This window comes from Jiangella endophytica, from assembly GCF_003427025.1.
Lineage (GTDB): Bacteria > Actinomycetota > Actinomycetes > Jiangellales > Jiangellaceae > Jiangella > Jiangella endophytica.
In genome coordinates this window covers 87,439-110,664 of record NZ_QVAI01000023.1, presented here as the reverse complement: position 1 = coordinate 110,664, position 23,226 = coordinate 87,439, and the positions used below count along the sequence as shown (strand labels likewise).

22 protein-coding genes are annotated in these 23,226 nt (G+C 72.6%); 16 read left to right on the top strand and 6 right to left on the bottom strand.

The window, feature by feature from the left end; genetic code table 11:
* Positions 1-817: 817 nt before the first annotated feature.
* The 4 genes from DZA62_RS31500 to DZA62_RS31485 all read left to right on the top strand — a co-directional run bounded on the left by DZA62_RS31500 (position 818) and on the right by DZA62_RS31485 (position 4,559).
* Positions 818-1,702 carry a MetQ/NlpA family ABC transporter substrate-binding protein gene (locus DZA62_RS31500; RefSeq protein WP_116952921.1) on the top strand — a complete coding sequence of 295 codons (885 nt, stop codon included), beginning with the start codon at positions 818-820 and terminating at the stop codon, positions 1,700-1,702.
* A complete protein-coding gene (locus DZA62_RS31495; protein WP_116952920.1) occupies positions 1,702-2,733 on the top strand; it encodes a methionine ABC transporter ATP-binding protein in 1,032 nt (343 codons plus the stop codon). Before DZA62_RS31500 ends, DZA62_RS31495 begins: the two co-directional genes overlap by 1 nt.
* Positions 2,730-3,392: a methionine ABC transporter permease gene (locus DZA62_RS31490; protein WP_116952919.1), complete on the top strand. Its 663-nt coding sequence runs from the start codon at positions 2,730-2,732 to the stop codon at positions 3,390-3,392. The genes DZA62_RS31495 and DZA62_RS31490 overlap by 4 nt, the downstream gene beginning before the upstream one ends.
* 114 nt (positions 3,393-3,506) lie before the next feature.
* Positions 3,507-4,559: a ferric reductase-like transmembrane domain-containing protein gene (locus DZA62_RS31485; RefSeq protein ID WP_116952918.1), complete on the top strand. Its 1,053-nt coding sequence runs from the start codon at positions 3,507-3,509 to the stop codon at positions 4,557-4,559.
* Here DZA62_RS31485 and DZA62_RS31480 read toward each other — a convergent pair.
* From DZA62_RS31480 to DZA62_RS31465, 4 genes are all read right to left on the bottom strand, one after another.
* Complete coding sequence (locus DZA62_RS31480) at positions 4,535-5,419, bottom strand: siderophore-interacting protein (RefSeq protein ID WP_232827655.1); 885 nt, start codon at positions 5,417-5,419, stop codon at positions 4,535-4,537. The two genes, DZA62_RS31485 and DZA62_RS31480, sit on opposite strands and share 25 nt — an antisense overlap.
* On the bottom strand, positions 5,406-6,389 hold the full coding sequence (locus tag DZA62_RS31475) for an ABC transporter substrate-binding protein (protein ID WP_116952917.1): 984 nt from the start codon (positions 6,387-6,389) through the stop codon (positions 5,406-5,408). The genes DZA62_RS31480 and DZA62_RS31475 overlap by 14 nt, the downstream gene beginning before the upstream one ends.
* A gap of 55 nt (positions 6,390-6,444) precedes the next feature.
* A complete protein-coding gene (locus DZA62_RS31470) occupies positions 6,445-7,422 on the bottom strand; it encodes a type IV toxin-antitoxin system AbiEi family antitoxin domain-containing protein (protein ID WP_116952916.1) in 978 nt (325 codons plus the stop codon).
* A gap of 111 nt (positions 7,423-7,533) precedes the next feature.
* Positions 7,534-8,166 carry a TetR/AcrR family transcriptional regulator gene (locus tag DZA62_RS31465; RefSeq protein ID WP_116952915.1) on the bottom strand — a complete coding sequence of 211 codons (633 nt, stop codon included), beginning with the start codon at positions 8,164-8,166 and terminating at the stop codon, positions 7,534-7,536.
* 93 nt (positions 8,167-8,259) lie between these two features.
* Here DZA62_RS31465 and DZA62_RS31460 point away from each other — a divergent pair, with 93 nt between their 5' ends.
* From DZA62_RS31460 to DZA62_RS31450, 3 genes are read left to right on the top strand one after another with little or no spacing between them, the layout of a single operon-like run.
* Positions 8,260-8,526 carry a DUF1905 domain-containing protein gene (locus tag DZA62_RS31460; protein WP_116952914.1) on the top strand — a complete coding sequence of 89 codons (267 nt, stop codon included), beginning with the start codon at positions 8,260-8,262 and terminating at the stop codon, positions 8,524-8,526.
* A gap of 25 nt (positions 8,527-8,551) precedes the next feature.
* A complete protein-coding gene (locus DZA62_RS31455; protein WP_116952913.1) occupies positions 8,552-9,364 on the top strand; it encodes an alpha/beta fold hydrolase in 813 nt (270 codons plus the stop codon).
* 11 nt (positions 9,365-9,375) lie between these two features.
* Positions 9,376-10,179, top strand: a complete 804-nt coding sequence (locus DZA62_RS31450; protein WP_116952912.1) for an MBL fold metallo-hydrolase — start codon at positions 9,376-9,378, stop codon at positions 10,177-10,179.
* Here the strand turns inward: DZA62_RS31450 and DZA62_RS31445 are convergent.
* Complete coding sequence (locus DZA62_RS31445; RefSeq protein ID WP_408620023.1) at positions 10,116-13,055, bottom strand: FAD-binding and (Fe-S)-binding domain-containing protein; 2,940 nt, start codon at positions 13,053-13,055, stop codon at positions 10,116-10,118. The genes DZA62_RS31450 and DZA62_RS31445 overlap by 64 nt on opposite strands.
* An 18-nt stretch (positions 13,056-13,073) precedes the next feature.
* Between DZA62_RS31445 and DZA62_RS31440 the strand changes: the two genes are divergently transcribed.
* The 8 genes from DZA62_RS31440 (at position 13,074) to DZA62_RS31405 (ending at position 22,475) form a co-directional block, all read left to right on the top strand.
* Positions 13,074-14,333, top strand: coding sequence for a RuBisCO large subunit C-terminal-like domain-containing protein (locus DZA62_RS31440; RefSeq protein ID WP_198664403.1), 1,260 nt, complete (start codon positions 13,074-13,076; stop codon positions 14,331-14,333).
* Complete coding sequence (locus DZA62_RS31435) at positions 14,330-15,562, top strand: four-carbon acid sugar kinase family protein (protein ID WP_116952910.1); 1,233 nt, start codon at positions 14,330-14,332, stop codon at positions 15,560-15,562. Before DZA62_RS31440 ends, DZA62_RS31435 begins: the two co-directional genes overlap by 4 nt.
* Positions 15,552-17,543, top strand: a complete 1,992-nt coding sequence (locus tag DZA62_RS31430; protein WP_116952909.1) for a glycoside hydrolase family 127 protein — start codon at positions 15,552-15,554, stop codon at positions 17,541-17,543. Before DZA62_RS31435 ends, DZA62_RS31430 begins: the two co-directional genes overlap by 11 nt.
* A gap of 36 nt (positions 17,544-17,579) precedes the next feature.
* Positions 17,580-18,239 carry an aspartate/glutamate racemase family protein gene (locus DZA62_RS31425; protein ID WP_116952908.1) on the top strand — a complete coding sequence of 220 codons (660 nt, stop codon included), beginning with the start codon at positions 17,580-17,582 and terminating at the stop codon, positions 18,237-18,239.
* 90 nt (positions 18,240-18,329) lie between these two features.
* The gene (locus DZA62_RS31420) at positions 18,330-19,640 is read left to right on the top strand and encodes an ABC transporter substrate-binding protein (RefSeq protein ID WP_116952907.1); all 1,311 of its coding nucleotides are present in this window, start codon (positions 18,330-18,332) and stop codon (positions 19,638-19,640) included.
* The gene (locus DZA62_RS31415) at positions 19,637-20,599 is read left to right on the top strand and encodes a carbohydrate ABC transporter permease (RefSeq protein ID WP_116952906.1); all 963 of its coding nucleotides are present in this window, start codon (positions 19,637-19,639) and stop codon (positions 20,597-20,599) included. Before DZA62_RS31420 ends, DZA62_RS31415 begins: the two co-directional genes overlap by 4 nt.
* Before the next feature lie 2 nt (positions 20,600-20,601).
* Positions 20,602-21,486: a carbohydrate ABC transporter permease gene (locus DZA62_RS31410; RefSeq protein ID WP_116952905.1), complete on the top strand. Its 885-nt coding sequence runs from the start codon at positions 20,602-20,604 to the stop codon at positions 21,484-21,486.
* The gene (locus tag DZA62_RS31405; protein ID WP_198664402.1) at positions 21,483-22,475 is read left to right on the top strand and encodes a sugar-binding transcriptional regulator; all 993 of its coding nucleotides are present in this window, start codon (positions 21,483-21,485) and stop codon (positions 22,473-22,475) included. The genes DZA62_RS31410 and DZA62_RS31405 overlap by 4 nt, the downstream gene beginning before the upstream one ends.
* A gap of 31 nt (positions 22,476-22,506) precedes the next feature.
* Here DZA62_RS31405 and DZA62_RS31400 read toward each other — a convergent pair whose 3' ends face one another.
* A complete protein-coding gene (locus DZA62_RS31400; protein WP_116952904.1) occupies positions 22,507-22,731 on the bottom strand; it encodes a DUF2188 domain-containing protein in 225 nt (74 codons plus the stop codon).
* Between the two features lie 243 nt (positions 22,732-22,974).
* Between DZA62_RS31400 and DZA62_RS31395 the strand changes: the two genes are divergently transcribed.
* The gene (locus DZA62_RS31395; protein WP_157988025.1) at positions 22,975-23,190 is read left to right on the top strand and encodes a hypothetical protein; all 216 of its coding nucleotides are present in this window, start codon (positions 22,975-22,977) and stop codon (positions 23,188-23,190) included.
* The last annotated feature ends 36 nt before the right edge of the window (positions 23,191-23,226 follow it).

The window sequence follows — 23,226 nt, the reverse complement described above, 5'->3', positions numbered from 1 at the left end:
GAACCCACTAACCTCACAGACCCCGCCAGCCTCACAGGCACCACCAACCCCGCCCGGCCGGCAACCCCACCGATCCCACCAACCGGCAGACGCCCCATCAACGACTCACGAACGCACCACCGACGCACCAACAGACGCGCCCGACGCCCCGACCAACACACCCAGAAGCGCCCACCCCGACGCACCACCCGTCGCCAGACTCCCCCGTCCCCCCGGATAGCTGCCAGCACTTGGGCCGCGGGTACGCGGGTCACGTCCAAGGCCCCCGACCACCACACACAGCACCCAGCAGAGGCCGCGGACTTGAGGCGCGCACCCGCGGCTCAAACAATGAACAGCAGGGGGACGGGGGCACCCCGCCAACGGAACCAACCCCGGCCAACCCGCGAACCCCGGCCAACCGGCGAACCCCCAGGACCCAGCGAACCCCGTACTGAACGTCGACCAGCGCCGAGCGGACCCCTCGACGTCGCCGCACGAATGGCCGGATCGACGTGGGTCGTCTCACATTTCGACCAGATTATGACCACGATGTGAGATCACATCGTGGTCCGTTTGGCGACCCCTGGGCCAGCCGTGAAGATGGACGCATGTCTCGCGCTTCGTCCGACACCGCCCGGATCGTGTCCACGGCCAACGGCCGCGGCATGTCCATGTGTCCGATGCGAATGCGCCGCTGCCGCTGACGCCTCCCTGAGCGTCACTCGAGCGGCACCCCTCCCCACCGGATCCGGCCGGCCACCTCGCCGCGCCGTCCGGCGGGCGACCCGCGCCCACCCCGCGCGATCCCCACCCTCACCAAGGAGACACGCACGCCATGAACCGCCGCATCGCCCTGCCCCTCGCGCTCACCGCAGCCGCCGTCGTCCTGGCCGCGTGCGGCGGGGGCGACGACGAGACCGCGTCCGGCGAGTCCGGCGACCCGATCCGCATCGGCGTGGTCGGCGCCAGCGAGGACTACTGGACGGCCTTCACCGAGCTCGCCGACGAGGAGGGCATCGACGTGGAGCTGGTGAACTTCACCGACTACACGCAACCCAACACGGCGCTGTCGCAGGGTCAGCTCGACCTCAACCAGTTCCAGCACCTGCAGTACCTGGCCGCCTACAACGTGTCGAACGACGACGACCTGACGCCGATCGGGGCGACCGCGATCTACCCGCTCGGCCTGTACTCGCAACGGCACCAGTCGCTGGACGACATCCCCGAGGGCGGCGAGGTCGCGATCCCGAACGACGAGACCAACCAGGCCCGCGCGCTGCTGGTCCTGCAGGACGCCGGCCTGATCACGCTCGAGGGCGGCGGCAGCTCGACCTCGCTCCCGTCGGACGTCGTCGAGGAGGAGTCGCGGGTGAGCGTCACGCCGGTCGCGGCGGAGCAGACGGCGACGGCGCTCAACAGCGTCGACGCCTCGGTGATCAACAACGACTTCGTCGCCGACGCCGGGCTGGAGCCAGCCGACGCGCTGTACCAGGACCAGGCCGACAGCCCGGGCGCCCGCCCGTACATCAACGTGTGGGTGGCGCGGTCCGGCGACGTCGACAACGAGACGTTCCAGCGCCTCGTCGAGCTGTACCACTCGCCCGAGGTCGAGGACGCGTCGTCGGCGGCGTCCGGCGGGACGGCGGTCTTCACCGACAACCCGGCCGACGAGCTCGGCGAGATCCTCGACGGCATCCAGACGGACCTCGCCGCGCACTGATGGCACCCCTGATCAGTTTCCAAGAGGTCAGCAAGGTCTTCGGCACCGGCGACAGAACGATCCGCGCCGTCGACGGCGTCACGCTGGACATCGAGGCCGGCGAGATCTTCGGCGTCATCGGGTACTCCGGCGCCGGCAAGAGCACGCTGGTCCGGCTGGTCAACGCGCTGGAGACGGTGACGTCCGGCCGCCTGCTCGTCGACGGGCAGGACGTCACCGCGCTCCGCGAGCCACAGCTGCGGCGCGTCCGGGCCGGCATCGGCATGGTGTTCCAGCAGTTCAACCTGCTGAACTCGCGCACCGTCGCCGGCAACGTCGCGTACCCGCTGAAGGTGGCCGGCTGGCCGCGTGAGAAGCGGGCGGCCCGCGTCGCCGAGCTGCTCGACTACGTCGGCATCGCCGACAAGGCGAAGGCCTACCCGCGGCAGCTGTCCGGCGGGCAGAAGCAGCGCGTCGGCATCGCCCGCGCGCTCGCGACGTCGCCGCGGATCCTGCTCGCCGACGAGGCCACGAGCGCGCTCGACCCGGACACCACCCAGGACGTGCTGGCGCTGCTGCGCCGCGTCAACCGCGACCTCGGCGTCACCGTCGTGGTCATCACGCACGAGATGGACGTCATCCGCTCGCTCGCACACCGGGTCGCCGTCATGGAGGCCGGGAAGGTGGTCGAGCACGGCCCGGTCTACGACGTGTTCGCCGCGCCGCGCGAGCGGGCCACCCGCCGGTTCGTCGCGACGACGCTGAAGGACCGGCCGACGCCGGAGGCGGTGGCGCGGCTGCGGCACCGGCACCCGGGCCGCATCGTCACCGTCGGCATCCGCGAGTCCGGCGTCGACGTCACGGCGGCTCTGCGCGAGCACGGCGTCGACGGGACCATCGTGTTCGGCGGCATCACCGAGATCGACGAGCGCCCGTTCGGCTCGCTGACGCTGGAGCTGACCGGCGCCGACGCTGCCATCGACGCGCTCGTCGCCGACCTGCGCGGCCGCACCGACGTGGACGACCTCGGGACCGCGGGGGTGCCGGCATGAACCGCGACTGGTCCGAGCTGTCGCCGATCCTCTGGGAGTCGGTGCGCGAGACGCTGTACATCGTCGGGGTGACGGTGGGCGTGGGCGGCGCACTGGGGCTGGTGCTCGGCGTGCTGCTGTACGCGACGCGCCGCGGCAACCTGCTGGAGAACGTCGTCGTCTTCACGGTCCTCAACGTCGCGGTGAACGTGGTGCGGCCGATCCCGTTCATCATCTTCATCACCGCGGTCGGCCCGGTGACGCTGGCCGTCGTCGGCACGACGATCGGCAACGAGGCGGTCATCTTCGCCATGTCGATCATGGCGACGTTCGTGACGGCGCGCATCGTCGAGCAGAACCTCGTCGCGACCGACCCCGGCGTCGTCGAGGCGGCCCGGGCGATGGGCGCCTCGCGGCTGCGGATCCTGGTGACGGTGCTGGTGCCGGAGGCGCTCGCGCCGCTGATCCTCGGCTACACGTTCCTGCTGATCGGCATCGTGGACATGTCGGCGCTGGCCGGCTACGTGGGTGGCGGCGGGCTGGGCAACTTCGCCATCGTGTACGGCTACCAGCGCTTCAACTGGGAGGTCACGCTGGTCACCGTCCTGGTGATCATCGGCATGGTGCAGCTGGCGCAGCTGCTCGGGAACTGGCTGGCCCGCAAGGCCCTGCACCGCTGACCCGTCCGAGCGCCGGACCGGCCCTGGTGCCGGCCGCAAGGCATCGCCTACTTTGTGACGCTACTTGCCAAAGATCCCCGGCGACTTGCCAAAGGTGGCGGAGAGCGAGGGCACATGGCCGACGAGACGGAGTCGACGGGGAGATCGTGGTTCGACGGGGCCGCGTTCAGGCAGGACCTCAGGGCCGCCTGGCTGGACGCGAGCGCCGCCCTGCTCATCACACTGCTGCTGTTCGCCTGGCTCCATCAGCGGGTCGACGCGGGCACGTCGGCGACCGTCGACGTCATGCCGTTCCTGCTGGGCGGCGCCGACACCTACTGGATGTACTGGCTGTGCCAGGCCTTCGGCTGGTCCGGACTGCTGTGGGCGTGGATCACCGTCATCCTCGGCCTGACGCGATCCAGCCGCGCCGCGAACCGGCTGCCGGTCTCGCCGGCACGGCTGGAGAAGTGGCACCGCACGACCAGCCTCACCACCGTCGCGCTGATGTTCCTGCACGCGTTCTGGTTCTTCGCCGAGGAGGTGCGCGGCAACGCCGACGGGCTGGGCGCGGCGGGCCGCTCGTGGTCGGCGTTCGTGAACACGTTCGTCCCCGGCGCGTACGGCAGCGGCACCGGGCTGATCGCGATCCTGATCGGCCTGCTCGCGCTCTACCTGGCCATCCCGCTCGGGCTCGCCTACTACGCGCGGCGGGCGATCGGCCCGCGCGCGTGGCGGACGCTGCACGCGTCGATCATCGTGGTCTACGTGCTCAGCGTCTGGCACACGCTGCTGTACGGCACCAACGTCTGGTACGACGGCTGGTTCCGGACGACGGTGTGGCTGCTGCAGCTGCCCATCGCGGCGTTGCTGCTGATCCGGCTGCTGGCGCCGGCGCACCGCACGCACCGCGGCCGGCTCGATCTCGCCGGACGGTGGACGGCTCGGGTCGCCGGCGCCGCGACGGTGGTGACACTGCTGGTGGTGGCCGCGACGGGGCGCGACGGCGGGCGCACGCGGGGCGTCGACGGCGCGCTGCTGAACGTCACGCAGGCGATGATCTGGACCGGTCTCGCCGTCTTCGCCGCCGTCGTCACGATCGCCGTCGTCCGGGCACATCGGGCCGCCCGCGCCGCGCGCCGTGACCGCGGCGAGGAGCGCCGTCAGCCGGCCGAAGCCTCGGCGTGATCGGCCAGCTCCTCGGCGGTCGAGGCGTCGTCGTGGGTGCGGTCGACCCGCCAGTAGCCGGCGAACGCCACCGCCCGGCGGTCGACGCCGCGCTCGCCGACCAGGTGCCGCCGCACGTCGCGCACCGCCGACGCCTCGCCGGCCACCCAGGCGAACGGCTCGCCGTCCGGGAAGTCGAGCTCCCGCACGGCGTCGGCCAGCACGTCCGACCGGCCCGCGGGCGCGGAGCCGCGGTGCCGCCAGAGCACCGTCACCGAGGCCGGCGAGTCCAGCCGCTGCTCCTCCTCCGGCCCGGCCACCTCGGCGACGACGACGGCGCGCTCGTCCGGCCCGAGCGACTCCAGCCACGCCCCGATCGCCGGCAGTGCGGTCTCGTCGCCGGCGAACAGCTTCCAGTCGTGCCGGCCGGGCGTGCGCAGGTGGCTCACCGACGGCCCGTACAGCCCGACGGCGTCGCCCGGCCCCGCGGCCGCCGCCCACCGCGACGCGGGCCCGTCGTGCTCGCCGTCGCCGTGCAGGACGAAGTCGACGTCCACCTCGCGCGCCGCGGACCGGTGCCGCCGGATCGAGTACGTCCGCATCCACGGCCGCCGCTCGTCGGGCATCGCGAGATAGCGCTGGTACCAACCGGCGACGTCGTCCAGGCCGGCCGGCGGGTCGGGCACCTCCGGCACCCCGCCGTCGCGGGCGAAGAACAGCTTGACCTGCTGGTCCGGCGCGACCGGCGTGAAACCGGCCAGGCCGTCGCCGGCCAGCGTGACGCGGCGCATCCGCGGCGTCACCGCCTCGCACCCGACGACGCGCAGCTCGCTGTAGGTCAGCCGCACGCCGGACACCCGCGGCGCCTCACCCCGCCGCACCGGCCGCCTCCTCGAGGTAGGGCCGCAGCTGCTCCAGCGAGTACGGGAGCGACAACGGCGACGGCGTGTTCAGCCCGACGATCGTCGGATAGTCGAGCACGGCGACGGTGCCGGGCAGCTGGTCGAAGCCGGGGATGTCGGCGAGGTCGCTCTCGTCGCCGCCGTTGACGAGGAAGGCCAGCACGTCGGCCTGCAGCAGGTCCGACCGCTCCGGGCTGACGATGATCCGGGTGTCGCCGGTCGCCTCGCCCTCGTCGCGGACCGGCCCGTACATCGTCATGCCGAGCTGCTGGAAGAACACGCTCGACCCGTCCTCCTCGTCGGCCACCACGTAGATCGAGTCGCCGACGATGTACTGCGCCAGCGAGAACGTCTTGCCCGCCAGCCCCGGCAGCGCCTCGGCGGCCGCGGCCACCTCGCCGTCGACGCCGGCGATGACCTCGTCGGCCCGGTCCGGCTCGCCGAGGATCTCCCCCGCCGTGCGCACCAGGTCCTGCCAGGGTGTCACCTGCAGTGCGTCCGCTCCCGCGATCGTCGGCGCGATGCCGGACAGCTGGTCGTACACGCCCTGGTCGGCGATCGAGTAGCTGCCGAGGATGAGGTCGGGCTGCAGCTCGGCGATCCGCTCGATCGGCGGGCCGTCGTCCAGCGGCAGCGGCGCGGCGTCGGCGGGCAGCTCCTGCCAGGGCACGCCGGACTCCGGCATGAAGGCGTCGACGGAGTACCCGACCGGCTCGACACCCATCGCCAGCATGACGTCGGTCCACTGCAGGTCGATGGTGACGATGCGCTCGGGCACGCCGGTGATCTCCGTGCTGCCGAACTGGTGCTCGACGGTGACGGTCTCGGCGTCGGCGGAGGCCGAACCGGCGGCGGAGTCGGCGTCGTCGTCGCCACCACAGGCGGCCAGGACGACGGCCAGGCCGAGCGCGACGGGCACCAATCGGGACGAACGCGCGGAAAGTCTCATGAGGCGACCCTAACTTAGGCTCGGCTAACCATATCTCACCGACCCCCCATGATCATCAAAGTTCTGGTGCGCCCTGACGCCCCGTTTCGTTGATGATCATGGGCGCTCGGCACTCCGTTCCGCACGAACGGACGGCGCCGATCCAGCCGCGTGACGCAAGGACGCGGGCCTGTTCCACCGCGACGCCGCAGGGGTCTGCGAAGACGGCCGAGTGGCCGTAGCGCAGCGTCGCGTAGCCGTCGACGGTGGCGCGGTTGTCACGTTGGTGGTCGCGGAACCGCCCTTCGCCGGTGTGCCCGACGCGGCCGTCGAGTTCGACCCGCAGCCGGTACCGCTCGTAGTCGACGTCGATCCAGATGACCCGTTGCCCGGCGACGCGGCGCTGGCGGCAGCCCGTGGGCAGGCCGTGGGCGCGTTCGACCCGGCGCAGGTGCCGCAGCTCCAGCGGCGACTGCGCCCCGTCGGCGACGTCGACGAGCATCGCCTCGACCATGGGCCGCCAGCGGATCTTCTTGCGCCGCCCCAGCGCGTCAGCCAGGCGCTCCGGCGTCGACAAGCGGCGCTGGCAGGCCGCCGTCACCCAGGTCTCGGCCTCGCGTGGATGTGGCGCGACGTCCACCAGGTCGAGGACGGTCTCCTCGAGCCGAGTCCGCGGCAGCGTCGCGGCCGGATGCCGACTGCGCGCCAGCCGGTACGCGTAGTGGACGCGGACGCCGTCGACCTTGCCTCCGACATACCGATCGGCCGGGAGAGTCACATGGATCAACGGACCGGGGTCGTCACACAGACCGTCCAGGTAGGCCGCGGTGCGGTGGCTGGCCACGGCACCACGACCGGCCCGCACAACGGCCGCCCACACCTGCGCCGCAAACGTCAGCGGCCCGGTGAACGTCGCATACGTGTGCGCGTGCACCCGTTGCCAGCGCCCGGACCCGATCAGCCACTTGATCCGATCGACGGTGTACCCCGCGGCCAGCGCCTGGGCACGGCTGAGCACCCCGTGCTGCACCGCCAGGAGATCGTCGAGTTCCACACGAACCAGCGTCCGCGAGCCGGAGCCGTTGCGCCAGGCTGGATTCTCGTCCTGTGGATAACGCGAATCGTCAAGAAATCAGGGCGCCCCTGCGCCCTGATTCTTTGATGATCATGGGCCGAACGCCGTCAGGAAGATCCGCACCGCCTCGGCGACGTGGCGGCGCAGTTCGTGGTCGTCCGGGACGGCGGCGTCGCCGAGCATCATCGCGCGGTTCAGCGGCGCGGCCATGACCAGCCAGTTGAACCACTCGGCGGCAGCGGCGGGGTCGCCGGTGAGCAGACCGCGCTCGTGCAGCACCTCGAACATCGCCGTCAGCTCGCCGATCGCCCGCTGCGGCCCACGCTCGTAGAGCACCTTCGCCAGCTCCGGGAACCGGCCTACCTCGCCGATGACCAGGCGGCGCAGCTGCAGCAGCTCCGGCTCGGTGACGATGCGCAGCTGCCGCTCGGCGAACGCCCGCAGGTACGCCTCGAGCTCGGAGTCGTCGCCCAGTTCGGGGCGCTCGTGGTGGACGCGGTCGCCGGCGTGGCCGGTCATCGAGCCGACGATCTCGACGAACAGCGTCTCCTTGTTGCCGAAGTGTGTGTAGACGGTCTGCTTCGACACCCCCGAGCGGGACGCGATGAGGTCCATGTTCGTGCCGAGGTACCCCTTGCTGAGGAACACCTCGCGGGCCGCGCGGACGATCGCCCGGTGCTTCTCGTCGGACCTCGCCCACGGCCGGGCACCCGCCTCTGCCATGCGTCTCCCTCCACCTGTTGACGTCATCATACTGGACAGTCTAGTCTGGCCATACTGGACGGTCCAGTATGAATGAAAGCCGAGGTGAGAGCCATGACTGCAACAGAGTTCACCGCCACGCTCACGCAGGGCGACGTCGAGCCCGGCGGCTGGGTGGTGGTCGTCGTGGCGAACTCGGCCGAGATCTTCGGCACCCGCCAGCCGGTGAAGGTGGCCGGCCTCATGGACGGCACGCCGTTCGAGACGACCATGCTGCCGCTGGGCGACGGGACGCACATCCTCCCCGTCAAGGCCGCCTTGCGGAAGGCCATCGGCAAGGGCCCGGGCGACGACGTCGCCATCGAGCTGCGGCAGCGCTGACACGAGCATCCAAGGAGTCACGACCATGACCGAGTACCTCACCACCGCCCTCGGCGACCGCGTCGCCTTCGACCGCTACGGCGACGGCCCCGGGCTGATCTTCGTCGCCGGAGCCGGCCCGTTCCGCGCCATCGACCCGATCACCACCGAGACCGCTGAGCTGGCCGCGAAGCAGGGCCTCGCCACCGTCGTCTACGACCGCATCGGCCGCGGCGAGAGCACCGCCGCCGACGGGGTCGACGGCATCGGCCTCGACCGCGAGCTCGCCGCCCTCCGGGCCCTCATGGACGTCCTCGGCGGCAGCGCGGCGCTGTGCGGGCACTCGTCGGGTTGCTCCATCTCGCTGGCCGCCGCCGCGCAGGGGCTCCCCGTCACCGCCCTCGCACTGTGGGAGGCGCCCATCGCCCCGGTCGGCACCGTCGCGGAGTGGATCGGCGAGGTCGAGCGGCGCATGGACGCCGGCGACCTCGACGGCGCGCTGGCCCACTACATGAAGGACATGCCGCCGATCTGGCTCGAAGAGGCCCGCAAGGACCCGATGTACCCGCAGCACGTCGCCATGGTCGTGAGCTACCGCGCCGACGGCGAGTCGCTGGTCTGGGCCGACTCCGGCCCGCAGGCCGAGCTCTTCGCCGATGTCCGGGTGCCGGTGGAGTACCTGCTGGGCGTCGAGACCTTCGACGAGATGCACGCCGCCGCAGCCTCCGTCCTGGCCGCGATCCCCGGTAGCGTCAAGAAGGAGATGCCCGGCGCGTTCCACAGCTGGGAGCCGGCCCCCATGGCCGCCGAGCTGGCGACCTTCGTGCGGACGGCGGCAGAGGCGGCACGGCGCGACTGACGGGAGGCGCGATGCGGATCGGCGACCTCGACCTGCTGCCGATGTCCGACGGCACGTTCGTCGCCCGGCCCGCGTACCTCACCCGCGGCCCGGTCCCCGATCCGCCGCCCGCCCCGTTCGGTCCCGACGGCGTCGCGTGGCTGCCGATCGGCTGCTTCCTGATCCGCACCGGCGACCGCGTGGTGCTGGTCGACGCGGGCCTCGGCCCGGCACTCACGCAGCTGCCGGACGGCATGTCCCTGGTCGGCGGCCAGCTGCCGACGGCGCTGCTCGCGTCGGGCACGCTCCCTGGCGACGTCACCGACCTGGTGTGCACTCACCTGCACTCCGACCACGTCGGCTGGCTGTTCGACCGCGACGGCCGGACGGTGTTCCCCGCCGCGACCGTGTGGTTCGGCGCGGCCGACGGCGCCCATTTCGTCGACGGTGACGGCGCCGGTGAGCTGGCCGATCACGTCCGGGCCGGCTTCCGCGACGGCGCCACCGACGCGAAGCCCGTCGACGGCGACCACACCGTCGCGCCGGGGGTCGACGTCGTGGCCACCCCGGGGCACACGCCCGGCCATCTCGCCGTCGTCGTCTCCGGCGGCGGCCACCGGGCGATCCTCGCCGGCGACGCCATCACCGCCCCGGTCCAGCTGGCCGAGCCGTCGTGGCACTCGTTCGGCGACGTCGACCCGGATCAGGCCGGGCGGAGCCGCGAGTGGCTCTGGGAGGAGCTGGCCCGGCCGCACACCACCGGCACCGGCGCTCACTTCCCCGAGCTGCGCTTCGGGCGGGTGACCTCCTCGAGCAGCTCGAGGACGTGGCGGTAGGGCTTGCCCGTGGCGCGGGTCATGCCCAGTTCGCAGGTGCGGTTGCAGGACGCGTACCCGCCGGCCTCCCCCAGCGCGGCGACGGTGGCCGCCTCGGCCTCCGTCGCGCCGCGGGTCAGCTCGGGATGCAGCAGACCGCGGTCGCCGGCGAAGCCGCAGCACCCCCAGTTGCTCGGCACGACCGCCTCGCGGGCGACGGCCGCGCCGACGGCGGTGAGGTCGTCGACGTCGCCGAGGTGGACGCTGGCGCAGGTCGGGTGCAGCACCACGCGGTCCAGCCTGCGTGCGTCGGCGACCGGCGCGAGGCGCGGCAGCACCGACGACCGGACGAACGCCACGGCGTCGACGACCGTCACTCGCGACCACCGCTCGGCGTCGGGCGCGGGCAGCTGCGCGGCCAGCTCGGCCAGCCCGTGCGAACAGGACGACGCGTCGGCGACGACCGGCAGCCGGGCGTCGTCGGTGAGCGGCCAGAGTGCGGCGAACACCTGCTGCGCCATGACCGCCGCACCGGTCTTCAGCCCCTTCGACACCCACGGTGTGCCGCAGCACAACGACGGCGTCCGCTCGGCGATCGCCACCCGGACGCCGGCTCGCGCGGTCAGCTCGAGGAACGCCGCCGTGACGCCGTCGCCGCCACCCTCCGGCGCGAACAGCGCGCCGATGCACGCCGGGAAGTACACCGCCTCGGCCGCGCCCGGATCGGGCCACGAGGACGACGGCCGCGGCCGGCCCGGACCGGGCAGCGAGCCATCGGCCGCGGGGATCCACTCGGTCCCCATCACGGCCCTGGCCAGCGACGACGCGCCAGACACGACGGGACCGGGCAGCGCCGACGCGACTCGGAGCCCGACCCGGGCCGCACCCACGCCCGTGCCCCAGTGCCGGGCCGCCGTGGCCCCCGCCCGCTGCGCGAGGCGGCCCAGGGATTCGGCCCGGCGAGCCTTCATCGCCCGCCCGGTGTCGATCTTGACGGGGCAGGCGGTGACGCAGAGCGAGTCGGCGGCGCAGGTCTGCACGGCGTCGTAGCGGTACGCCCGCTCCAGCTCGGCCCGCACCTCGGGCGTCGCGACGGCGATCTCGCGCAGCAGCGCGATCCGCTGCCGCGGCGTCGTCGTCACTCCGCGCGACGGGCAGACCGGCTCGCAGTAGCCGCAGTCGACGCAGGTGTCCAGCGCCGGGTCGACCGGCGGCACGGTCTTGAGGTGACGCAGGTGCGCCCGTGGGTCCTCGTCCAGCACGACGCCCGGCGCCAGCACGCCGCGCGGGTCGCACAACGCCTTCACCTCGCGCATGACGGCGTACAGCTCGTCGCCGTACTGACGGCGCACGTATGGCGCCATGATGCGACCGGTGCCGTGCTCGGCCTTGAGCGAGCCGTCGGCGCCGAGCACGAGGTCGACGAGGTCCTCGGTGAACGCGGCGTAGGCGTCCAGCTCGCGGGGGTCGTCGAGCCGCGGCGTGATCATGAAGTGCAGGTTCGCGTCGCGGGCGTGCCCGAAGATGACGGCGTCGCCGTAGGCGTACCGGTCGAACAGCCCTTGCAGCTCGCGCACCGCCGGCCCGAGCGCCGGAGCCGGCACGACGATGTCCTCGAGCAGCGCCGTCGTCCCCTGCGGCCGCGCCCCGGCCACCGTCGCGTACAGGCCCTTGCGGACGTGCCAGGCGGCGGCCCGCTGTCCCGGGTCGGTGGACAGCCCGCCGGGCAGACTCAGTGGCAGCCGCCGGACGACGGCGCCGACGGCGCCGCCCAGCGCGACCAGCTCGGGCGCCGACTCCGCGGCGACCTCGACCAGCAGCGCCGTGTGCTGATCGACCCGCAGCGTCCGGAGCACCTCCGGCGCCCCCGGATCGGCCCGCGCCACCCGCAGCGACGTCGCGTCCATCAGCTCGACCGCACCGGCGCCGGCGCCGACCAGCGCGGGCAGCGCCTCGACGGCCGCGTCGAGGGTCTCGAACACCAGCAGCGCGGTGGCCACGTGCGGCAGCACCGGCAGCGTGTCGAACGTCGCCGACGCCACGAACGCGAGCGTCCCCTCGGACCCGACCACCAGGTGCGCCAGGATGTCGGCCGGCACGTCGTGGTCGAGGAACGCGTTGAGGCCGTAGCCCATGGTGTTCTTCATCGAGAACTGGTGCTCGATGCGCCCGCGCAGCACCGCGTCGGCACGCAGCCGGTCGCGCAGCCGCGTCAGCCCGGCGTGCAGCGCCGGCTCCAGCGCCGCCAGCCGCGCGTCGGCGCCGGCAGCGGCGGTGTCGAGGTACGTCCCGCTGGGCAGCACCAGCTCCAGCCCGGCGAGGGTGCGGTACGCCGTCGCCGTGGTCGAGCTCGTCATGCCGGAGGAGTTGTTCGCGACCACGCCGCCGACGGTGCAGGCCGACTCGCTGGCGGGGTCGGGCCCGAGCCGCCGGTGGTACGGCGCCAGCGCGGCGTTGACCCGGCGCAGGACGGCGCCCGGCTCGGCCCGCACCCGCGCGCCGTCGTCGAGCACCGTGACACCGCCGAAGTGCCGGCGGGTGTCGACGAGGACGGCGTCGGTGCCGGCCTGCCCGGACAGGCTGGTGCCGCCGGAGCGGAACGTCAGCGCGACGCCGTCGCGGTGCGCCGTCGCGAGCAGCGCGGCCACCTCGGGGACGGACGACGGCGTCACCACCGCGGCCGGTGTGAGCAGGTAGTGGGAGGCGTCGTGGGCCATCCGGGCGCGGTCCGCGATCCGCTCGCTGACCTGGCCCGATCCGATGGCGGCCCGCAACGCGTCGAGGTCGATGCCCGGGGTCACGAGGCTGAACCTACCGGTGCGGTCTGACCTCTTGCGCGGCCCCCTGACCGGCTGTAGGGTCGCTGCACGTACATGCGTCAACGCATATCTATGCATCATCCCGATGGAGGCAGCGTGAGTGGGAACGTCCTGGCGACCTACGAGATCGCAACCGCTCTCCCGTTGGAGAAGGCCGCCGCCGTCATCGCCGGCGAGCAGTCCAGCGGCACCTTCGTCGCCGTCGCCCGCGAGTCCGCGGAGCTGAAGGCCCGGCACGCGGCCACCGTCCGGTCCGTCGACGAGCTGCCGCTCAGCGGCCGGCCGCCGCTGCCGGGCGCCGCCGGCGACTGGTCCGCCGCGCGCCGCGCCCGCATCGTCGTCGAGTTCCCGGTGCGCAACTTCGGCCCGTCGGTGCCGAACCTGCTCGCGGCCGTCGCCGGCAACCTGTTCGAACTGCGCGAGCTGGGCGAACTGCGGCTGGTCGACCTCGACGTGCCGGACGCGTTCGGCAGCACCTACGCGGGCCCGGCGTTCGGCGTCGACGGCACGAAGGCGCTGGTCGGCAAGGCCGGCGCCGCCGGCCCGCTGATCGGCACCATCGTCAAGCCCAGCGTCGGGCTGGGGCCCGAGGATCTGGCCGAGCTGGTCGAGGAGCTGGCGCTGGCCGGCATCGACTTCATCAAGGACGACGAGCTGCAGGGCAACCCGCCCGGCTTCCCGCTGGCCGACCGCGTGCACGTGGTCATGGAGGTGCTCAAGCGCACCGCCGACCGCACCGGGACGATGCCGATGTACGCGTTCAACATCACCGACGACATCTCCCGGCTCGCGCACAACCACGACCTCGTGCGGGCCGCCGGCGGCACCTGCGTCATGGTCGTCGTCAACGCCGTCGGCTTCGCCGGAGTGCAGTACCTGCGCGAACACGCGGACCTGCCCATCCACGGCCACCGGGCGATGTTCGGCGCGTTCGCCCGCTCGCCGCAGCTGGGCATCGCGTTCCGGGTGTTCCAGAAGCTGGCCCGGCTGGTCGGCGTCGACCACCTGCACACCAACGGCATCGCGAACAAGTTCTACGAGACCGACGAGGAGGTCGTCGCCTCGATCACCGACGTGCGCACGCCGCTGCTCGGCGGCTACCACGTGGTGCCGGTGCTGTCGTCCGGCCAGACGCCGGCCATCGCCGACCGCACGTACGCGCAGGTCGGCGACCCCGGTGACCTGCTGGTCCTGGCCGGCGGCGGCATCCACGCGCACCCGGGGGGCTCCGGCGCCGGGGTGACGGCGATGCGCGAGGCGTGGGATGCGGCCGTGAGCGGCGAGGCGCTGACGACGCGGGCCGGGCGCTCGCCCGAGCTGGCCGCGTCGCTGGCGCAGTTCGGAGCCCGCTCATGACCGCCGTGGGGTTCTACGGCGACGACTTCACCGGCTCGGTCGACGCGCTCGTCCAGTTCCGCCGGGCCGGCTGCACCGGCGTGCTCGCGACCTCACCCCAGGTGGTGATCGGCGATGCCGACGTGGTCGGCATCGCCGGCGTCGCCCGGTCGCTGCCGGTGGACGAACTGGACGCCGAGGTGCGCCCGGCCCTGGAGCTGCTGCGCGACCTGGACCTGCCCGTCGTCCAGTACAAGGCCTGCTCGACGGCGGACTCCTCCCCCGCGGTGGGCAGCCTGGGCCGCGTCCTGGAGATCGGCCGCGACGTGTTCGGCGACGCCACCGTCCCGGCGCTGTTCGCCCAGCCGGACTTCGGCCGCTACACCTTCTTCGGCCACCACTTCGCCCGCGACGGCGAGACCGTCCACCGGCTCGACCGCCAGCCGACGATGGCGCACCACCCGGTGACGCCCGCGACGGAGTCCGACCTCGCCCGGCACCTGGGCGCGCAGACGACGCTGCCGGTGGGCGCGCTGCATTGGCCCGCCTATGCCGCCGGCGCCGATGCCGTCGCGCAGTCCTGGAAGGAGTCCGCCGACGCGGCCGTCGTCTGCGACGGCTTCGCCGACGAGCACCTCGACCTGGTCGGCGAGGCCGTGCTCGCCGGCGGCCGGCGGTTCGTGCTGGGCGCCGGCGGGCTGAGCCTCGGCATCGGCCGGGCGCTGCGCCGCGACGGAGGCGTCCCGCCCACGACCACCGATCCGGCGTCCGGGCCGACGCTGGTGCTCAGTGGCAGCGGCTCACCGCGCACGGCGGCGCAGGTCGCGGCCGCGGAGCGGGCCGGCTGGGGCACCGTCCACCTGCTCGCGCCCGGGTCCGCCGACGACGCCGTCTCCCGGCACGCCGCCGGCGAGGACGTCGTCGTGCACACGACCCGCCCCGGCCCGTCCGCCACGAGCCGCGAGATCGAGGAGCGGCTGGCGCACATCGGCGCGGCCTGCCTCGCCCGCGACCCGCGTACCCGGCTGGTCGTCTGCGGCGGCGACACCTCGGGCAACGTGCTGCGCCGGCTCGGCGTCGACGTGCTCGCGGTGGCGGCGCTGCCGTGGGGCAACGTCGCGCTCTGCCACGCCACCGGCGCCCCGTACTCCCGGCCCGTCGAGGTCGTCCTCAAGGGCGGCCAGATGGGCCACCACGACCTGTTCGACGACGTCCGATCCGGCCGATCGAGAGGCAACGATGCTCACTGACACCAGCAGCAGTCCCTTCGCGACGATGACCTCGCTGCCGCCCCGATCGGCCGCGATCACCGGGGGCGGCCCGCTCGCCCGGCTGCGCGACCAGGCGATCGCCGTCACCATCCCGACGATGGGCGAGATCATGTTCGACGCGGACATCGCCCACGCGTACGAGAACTTCCTCGTCGCGTCCGGCGAGGCCGACGGCACGCACGTCGGGCCGCCGTTCATGGACGGCGACCTGTACAAGTGGCTCGAGGCGGCGGTGATCGTCGACGGCGAGGCCGGTGGGGAGTCGCCGTTCTCCGACTGGATCCGCTCGGCCGCCGCGGCCATCGCCGCCGCCCAGCAGCCCGGCGGCTACATCCACACGAAGACCACCATCTCCGAGCGCGCCGGCGGCGACCTGCGCCCCCTGCAGCGCCGGATGGACTTCGAGACGTACAACTTCGGCCACCTCATGACGCTGGCCTGCGTCCACCACCGGATGACCGGCGACGACGCCTACCTGACGCTGGCGACCAACGTGGCCGGCTACCTGCGCCAGGTCGCCGACGAGTCGCCAGAGCTGCTGGCCGACTGCAACATCTGCCCGTCGCACTACATGGGCCTGGTCGAGGTGTACCGCAGCACCGGCGACAAGCGGCACCTCGAGCTGGCCGGCCGGCTGCTCGACCTGCACGGCGGCAAGGGCCGCGACGGCAGCGACGACAACCAGGACGTGCTGCCGGTGCGCGAGCAGCGCCAGGCCGTCGGACACTCCGTCCGCGCCAACTACCTGTACGCCGGCATGGCCGACTACGTGCTGGAGACCGGCGACGAGCGGATGCGGGCGGCGCTGGAGAGCATCTGGTCCGACCTCGTCGGGCGCAAGCTCTACGTGACCGGCGGCTGCGGCGCGCTCTACGACGGCGCCTCCCCCGACGGCGCGCAGGACTACTGGTCGGTCACCCGCGTGCACCAGGCCTACGGCCGCGCCTACCAGCTGCCGCAGACCACCGCCTACAACGAGTCGTGCGCGTCGCTCGGGCTGATCATGTGGGCCTGGCGGATGCTGGCGCTCAGCGGCGACGGGAAGTACGCCGACGAGATCGAGCGGGTGCTCTACAACGCGCTGCCGGCGATGATCGGGCTGGACGGCAAGACGTACTTCTACACCAACCCGCTGCGCCAGGTCCGGGCGCTGCCGTACGCGCTGCGGCGGGCCGGCAACCCGACCGACAGCACGCCGCCGCCGTCGGAGGAGCGGGTCCGGCAGGAGTTCATGACGGCGTGCTTCTGCTGCCCGCCCAACGTCGCCCGGTTCATCGCCGAGCTCCCCTATTACGTCGCCTCGCAGGGGCAGCGCGACCTGTGGGTGCACCAGTACGTCTCCGGCACCGTGCGGGCACAGCTCGACGGTGTCGACGTCACCGTCGAGCAGACCACCGCGTACCCCGCCGAGGGCACGGTGCGCCTGGACGTCCGCGCGGCCTCCCCGGTGAGCGGCGCGATCCGGGTGCGCATCCCCGGATGGGCGGCCGACGCCAGAGTCAGCGTCGACTCCGAGCCGGTCGACGTGGTCGAGCAGGGCTACGCCGTCGTCGACCAGACCTGGACCACCAACACCATCGTCGTCGAGCTGCCGGTCGCGCCGCGGCTGGTCGTCGCGCACCACTTCGTCGAGGAGGCGACCGGCCAGGTCGCCGTCATGCGCGGGCCGGTCGTCTACTGCGTCGAGAGCGCCGACCTGCCCGAGGGCACCGGCATCGAGACGGTGTACCTGCCGCGCGGCATCGAGCTGACCGAGCGGGCCGGCGACGAGCAGCTCGCCGGGCACGTGCTGCTGGACGGCCGGGCCGCGACACTGCCCGCCCCGGTGCCGGAGGGGCGGCTGTTCGCCGACCTCGACGACGCCGAGCCGCGGCCGCTGGACGTCACGCTCGTCCCGTACGCCGTGTGGGGCAACCGCGGGCCGGGCGAGATGTCCGTCTGGATCTCGCTCCTGCACTGACCCCTCCCCAGCAACCCTCGGACCGGAGGATCCTCCATGACGCGCATCGCGTTCCTGCACACCGGGGCCGTCGTGATCCCGGCGTTCGCCGAGCTGGCGGCCACCCACCTGCCCGGTGTCGACGTCCAGCACCTGCTGGACGACAAGATCGTCGCTGACCTCGGCGCCGACCCGGGCGGCAGGGACGTCGCCGGCCGGCTGGACGCGCTCGGCCGGGCTGCGGTCGCCGCCGGCGCCGAGGCCCTGGTGTTCTCCTGCTCGTCGATCTCCGGGTACGCCAGGCCGCTGCAGGAGGAGCTCGGCATCCCCGTGCTGCGGATCGACGAGGCGATGGCCGACCACGCCGTCGAGACCGGCCGGTCGATCGCCGTCATCGCGACGCTGCCGACGACGCTCGCCCCCACCGCCGCGCTGCTGCGCGAGCGGGCCGCGCTCCGGAGCGCGGACGTCGTCCTCGACGAGGTGCTGGTCGAGGGCGCGTTCGCGGCCGTCGCCGCGGGCGACCGCACCACCCACGACGCGCTCGTCGCCGCGGCGATCCGCGAGCAGAGCGCACGTCACGACGTCGTCGTCCTCGCCCAGGCGTCCATGGCCGGCGCGGCCGCGGGCCTGGACACCGGCGTCCCCGTCCTCACCAGCCCGGAACTCGGCGTCCGGCGGGTCGCCGAGACGCTGCGGCATCCCGGCCCCGCCTGACCTCGCGGCCGCCGCCACCGCTCACCCCCGCCGGCGCGGGACCTCGCGGCCGCCACCCCTCCGTCCCTCGTCGAGTCAAGGGAGACTCCCATGACCACCACCCACCTCTCGCGGCGGTCCTTCATCGGGGCCGGTCTCGCCGGCTCCGCCGCCCTCGTCCTGAGCGGCTGCGGCTTCGGCCGTCAGGAGCAGGCCGCAGAAGGCCAGACGACGCTGTCCGTCTGGGACTCCTTCACCACCGAACCCGTCAACACGTCGGTCGACGCGCTGGGCGACGCGTTCTCCAAGGCGAACAGCGGCGTCTCGATCGACCGCAACATCGTCCAGTACGACCAGCTCACCGCGCTGGCGAAGACGGCGATGGCCTCCGGCGACGGCCCGGACCTGGTCTACTACTCCGTCGGCAAGGGCAACGCCGGCATCCTCGTGGACGCCGGCCTGCTGGCGCCGCTGGACGACCTCGCCGAGGAGGCCGGCTGGACGTCCTCCATCGCGCCGTTCGCGCTGCGCGAGGCCACCTTCGACGGCGTCCTCTACGGGCTGCCGAACGAGTCGGAGGTCAGCGGCTGGTGGTACAACCGGTCGCTGCTCGAGCAGCACGGTCTGGCCGTCCCGGAGACCGCCGACGACCTGCTGACGCTGACCGAGGCGGCGAAGTCGCTCGGCATCGTGCCGGTCGCGTACGGGCAGGGCGACTTCTACACGTCGTTCTGGTTGTTCTCGCAGGTCGCGTGCAACATCATGCAGAGCGACGCGCTCGGGAGGCTGGTCTACGAGAACGACGGCGCCTGGAACAGCCCCGAGATCGTCCAGGCCATCCAGACCGTGTTCGTCGACTGGCACCAGGCCGGTGTGTTCGGCGAGAACGTCAACGCGCTCAAGGCCCAGGACGCCACCGACCTGTGGACCGGCGAACAGGCGTTCCTTCTGGTCAACGGCTCGTGGGCCACGGGGACGCACGCCGAGGCGCTGCCGGATCGCGAGCTGGGCATGATGCCGCTGCCGTCGCTGGACGGCGAGCACCGGGTGTTCTCCGCCGGCAGCGGCGGCGCCTACTGGCTGTCGGCCAACGCCGGCGAGGCGGACGCCGCGAAGGACTTCCTGAAGTTCGTGTTCAGCGACGACGCCCTGCCGATCTGGATCGAGCAGGCCCAGCTGGTCCCGCCGGTCGAGTTCGACCCCGGCAGCTATGAGACCGAGGAGCTGCAGAACCGCATCGCCACCGCGGCCTCCGGCGACGGCGACCCGCAGAAGAACCTCGGCTACCAGGTCAACCACGGCCTGGCCGCCGCGCCGTTCCTCAACATGATGACCGAGGGCTTCCAGGCGATCATCGCCGGCGACAAGACGCCGCAGCAGCAGGCCGACGACCTCCAGGCGGCCTGGGAGGAGGGCTTGTGAGCCGGACGGCCGCACCCCCGGCGGCCGCGCCACCACGACGGCCCGCGCCGGCCGGGGGTGCGCGCCGGCCGGGCCCACTGCGCCGGCTCAGCCCGGCGGCCCGGCTGGCGGCGGCGTTCCTCGCCCCGGCGATCGTGCTGTACCTGGTGTTCGTGCTGATCCCGCTCGTGCAGTCGGTCTGGCTGTCGCTGCACGAGTGGGACGGCGTCAACCCGGTCAAGACGTTCGTCGGGCTGGGCAACTATCTCGACCTGATGGACGACCGGCTGTTCGGCGTCAGCCTGCGCAACACGCTGATCTGGGTCGGGCTCGGCACCGCGGCGTCGCTGGCGCTGGCGCTGGGGCTGGCACTGCTGGCGTGGGGCACCGGGCGCGGGTTCGCCGTCTTCCGCACGCTCTACTTCATGCCGCAGGTGCTGCCGACCGTCGTCGTCGGCATCGTGTGGGGCTGGATCTACCACCCCAGTTTCGGCGTCCTGAACAAAGGGCTCGAGGCCGTCGGGCTCGGCTCCCTGGCGCGCGGGTGGCTGGGCGACCCGGACATCGCGGTGTACGCGATCCTCGCGGCGTCGGTGTGGGCCTCGATCGGGCTGTCGTTCGTGATCTTCTCGGCGGCGCTGAACAACGTGTCCGCGGAGCTGCTCGACGCGGCGAAGGTCGACGGCGCCAACGCGCTGCAGCGCTTCCGCCACGTCATCGTCCCGCAGCTGTCGCACGCGGTGACGCTGGTGACGTCGTTGCTGCTCATCCACAACTTCCAGGCGTTCGACATGGTCTGGGTGATGACCCGCGGCGGTCCGCAGAACAGCACCCAGCTGATCGCGACGTACACGTACCAGAACGCGTTCGCCGACAACCAGGTCGGCTACGGCGCCGCGCTGTCGGTCGTGCTCACGGTCATCTGCCTGATCGTGACCGTCGTCTTCGTGCGGCTGCGCGAACGAACGAGCGAGGTGTGACGATGGCCGTCCCGACACTGACCGCCCCCGCCCCGTCCCCCGCACCGGCGCCCGGCAAGCCGCCGTCGCGCCGGCGCGGCTGGACCACGCTGCGCTACGTCGCGCTGATCGGCGCCGCGCTGGTCTTCGTCGGCCCGTTCGTGTGGATCTGGATCTCGTCGCTGCGTGAGTCCACCGACATCGGCCGCGACCCGTTCGGCCTGCCGACGGAGCTGAACTGGGACAACTACTACAACGCGTTCGTCACCGGCCGGTTCGGCAGCTACCTCGGCAACACCTTCCTGTACGTGGCGTTCGTGGTGCCGCTGGTGCTCCTGCTGGCCTCGATGGCGGCCTACGCGCTGACGCTGGTGCGCACGCGGGTCACCGGCCTGCTGTTCGTGCTGATCCTGCTGGGCGTCATGGTGCCGTTCCAGTCGATCATGATCCCGCAGTACTACGTCGTGCGCGACCTCGGGCTGCTGGGCAGCTACTGGGGCATCATCGTGCCCAGCCTGGCCCTCGGGCTGCCGTTCGGCATCTTCCTCATGCGGGCGTTCTTCCTCACCCTGCCCGCCGAGCTGCGCGACGCGGCACGGGTCGACGGCGCCAGCGAGCTGCGGGTGTTCTGGCACGTCATGCTGCCACTGGCCCGGCCCGGCATCCTGTCGCTGGCGGTGTTCCAGTTCATGTTCACCTGGAACGCGTTCCTCATCCCGCTGCTCTACGGCCAGCACGAGAACCTGCGGCCGGTCGCGTCGGGGATCATGTTCTTCGTCGGCGAGTACAACACCGACCGCGCGGCCATCGCCGCCGCCGTCACGCTGACCTGCCTGCCGGTGATCATCACGTACCTGTTCCTGCAGCGGTACTTCATCGCCGGCATGACGGCGGGAGCGCTCAAGTGACCGAGTCCGCCGTCGTCGGTAGAGTCGCCGCGGTGCCGAGCATCCCGTCCGAGCGACTCGCCCTGCTGTTCAAGGTCGCCCACATGTACCACGTCGAGGGACTGCGCCAGCCCGACATCGCCACCCGGCTGCACGTCACCCAGTCGAAGGTGTCGCGGCTGCTCAAGGAGGCGGTCGGACTGGGCGTCGTGCGCACCGTCGTCGTCACGCCGCCCGGGGTGTTCGCCGAGCTGGAGTACGCGCTGCGCGAGCGGCACGGCCTGCGCGACGTCGTGATCGCCGGCACCCAGTCCGACGACGAGGCGTCGGTGCTGGGAGCGATCGGAGCGGCCGGCGCCGCGTACGTCGAGAGCACGCTGCTGCCCGGCGACCGCATCGGGATCTCGTCGCGGTCGTTGTCGCTGCTCGCCGTCGTCGAGGCCATGGCGCCGGTGCCGGCCCGATCCGCGGAGATCGTCGTGCAGATACTGGGCGCGATCGGCAACCCGGCCGTGCAGGTGCAGGCCACGCGGCTGACCGACCGGCTGGCCGAGCTGACCGGCGCGGAACCCGTCTACCTGGTCGCGCCCGGCGTCGTCGCCTCGTTGGAGGTGCGCGACGGCCTGCTCGCCGACCCGTACATCTCGCGGGCGGTCGCGGCGTGGGAGGAGCTGACGACCGTGCTGGTCGGCGTGGGCAGCATGAGCACGTCGCCGCTGCGGACGTCGTCCGGCCCCGCCTTCCCGTCCGTCGACCTGGAGACGCTGGCCGCCGGCGGCGCCGTCGGTGACGTCTGCCTGAACTTCTTCGACCACGACGGCGAGCCGGTGCACTCCGGCCTGCACGACCGCGTGCTCGGCATCAGTGCCGACCTGCTGCGGCAGGTGCCGCGGCGCATCGGTGTCGGCGGCGGGCCGCTCAAGGTCGACGCCATCCGCGGTGCGATCCGCGGCGGCTGGATCGACGTTCTGGTCACCGACCAGCACACCGCCCGGCGGTTGCTCGCCTAGGGCGGACAGCCGGGTGGTCGCCGAGCGAAGGTCAGCCGCGGACGAGGTCGCGGCCGCGCGCGGCCGCGTCGACCCGGTCGTCGCGGTCCTCGCGGTCGTGGACGACGTGCCGGACGCCGCGCAGCCGGGCCAGTTCGCGGCCCATGCGGGCCGCCGTCTCCTTCGTGCCCGCGCTGACGATCAGCCGATCACCGTCCTCGAAGATGTTGGCCCAACGGTCGCCCCGTGGCACCGTGTGGATGTCCCCTGCAGCCATGCCGACCCCCAGCTTTTCCGCGCTCAGGTCCATCGTCGGTCCGGACCGGGGCCGCGCGCTGGCCTTTCGTCGACCTTTGCCGGTCTGTTCGGCAAACATGGTCGTCACCTGCGGGGGGTGTGGAGGGCGTCCTTCGCGGGTATCGGGGTGTACGTCCAGGAGATCCCCACCGTCTGGATTGGTCGGTAGCATGACAGCCCTGAGTTCGAGACGACCGCCCGGAACGAGCGGAGTGGGGGGCGCATGAGTACGCCGGCGCGGCCCCAGCCATTCGACTCCGAGTGGGACGGCGACGACCACGACCTCGACGCCCGCGGACTGGCGACGCACTTCGCCGAGTACGCCCGACGCACCGGCGTCGCCCCCGACGACGCCGGCGATCAGCGGCACGCCATCGGCGCCTGGCTGGACGAGCTGATCGCCGAGCTCGAGCGCGACACCGGCGAGGCGCTGCCCTGACTCCTGCTCCGGCGACGGCCGGAAAACCGGTTGGCC

Bases quoted from the DNA above. Each gene is read 5' to 3' on its own strand.
- DZA62_RS31445 (WP_408620023.1), bottom strand. From the start codon at position 13,055: ATGCATAGATATGCGTTGACGCATGTACGTGCAGCGACCCTACAGCCG.
- DZA62_RS31490 (WP_116952919.1), top strand. From the start codon at position 2,730: ATGAACCGCGACTGGTCCGAGCTGTCGCCGATCCTCTGGGAGTCGGTG.
- DZA62_RS31455 (WP_116952913.1), top strand. From the start codon at position 8,552: ATGACCGAGTACCTCACCACCGCCCTCGGCGACCGCGTCGCCTTCGAC.
- DZA62_RS31435 (WP_116952910.1), top strand. From the start codon at position 14,330: ATGACCGCCGTGGGGTTCTACGGCGACGACTTCACCGGCTCGGTCGAC.
- DZA62_RS31485 (WP_116952918.1), top strand. From the start codon at position 3,507: ATGGCCGACGAGACGGAGTCGACGGGGAGATCGTGGTTCGACGGGGCC.
- DZA62_RS31500 (WP_116952921.1), top strand. From the start codon at position 818: ATGAACCGCCGCATCGCCCTGCCCCTCGCGCTCACCGCAGCCGCCGTC.
- DZA62_RS31475 (WP_116952917.1), bottom strand. From the start codon at position 6,389: ATGAGACTTTCCGCGCGTTCGTCCCGATTGGTGCCCGTCGCGCTCGGC.
- DZA62_RS31465 (WP_116952915.1), bottom strand. From the start codon at position 8,166: ATGGCAGAGGCGGGTGCCCGGCCGTGGGCGAGGTCCGACGAGAAGCAC.
- DZA62_RS31395 (WP_157988025.1), top strand. From the start codon at position 22,975: ATGAGTACGCCGGCGCGGCCCCAGCCATTCGACTCCGAGTGGGACGGC.
- DZA62_RS31495 (WP_116952920.1), top strand. From the start codon at position 1,702: ATGGCACCCCTGATCAGTTTCCAAGAGGTCAGCAAGGTCTTCGGCACC.
- DZA62_RS31430 (WP_116952909.1), top strand. From the start codon at position 15,552: ATGCTCACTGACACCAGCAGCAGTCCCTTCGCGACGATGACCTCGCTG.
- DZA62_RS31410 (WP_116952905.1), top strand. From the start codon at position 20,602: ATGGCCGTCCCGACACTGACCGCCCCCGCCCCGTCCCCCGCACCGGCG.
- DZA62_RS31450 (WP_116952912.1), top strand. From the start codon at position 9,376: ATGCGGATCGGCGACCTCGACCTGCTGCCGATGTCCGACGGCACGTTC.
- DZA62_RS31425 (WP_116952908.1), top strand. From the start codon at position 17,580: ATGACGCGCATCGCGTTCCTGCACACCGGGGCCGTCGTGATCCCGGCG.
- DZA62_RS31460 (WP_116952914.1), top strand. From the start codon at position 8,260: ATGACTGCAACAGAGTTCACCGCCACGCTCACGCAGGGCGACGTCGAG.
- DZA62_RS31420 (WP_116952907.1), top strand. From the start codon at position 18,330: ATGACCACCACCCACCTCTCGCGGCGGTCCTTCATCGGGGCCGGTCTC.
- DZA62_RS31400 (WP_116952904.1), bottom strand. From the start codon at position 22,731: ATGGCTGCAGGGGACATCCACACGGTGCCACGGGGCGACCGTTGGGCC.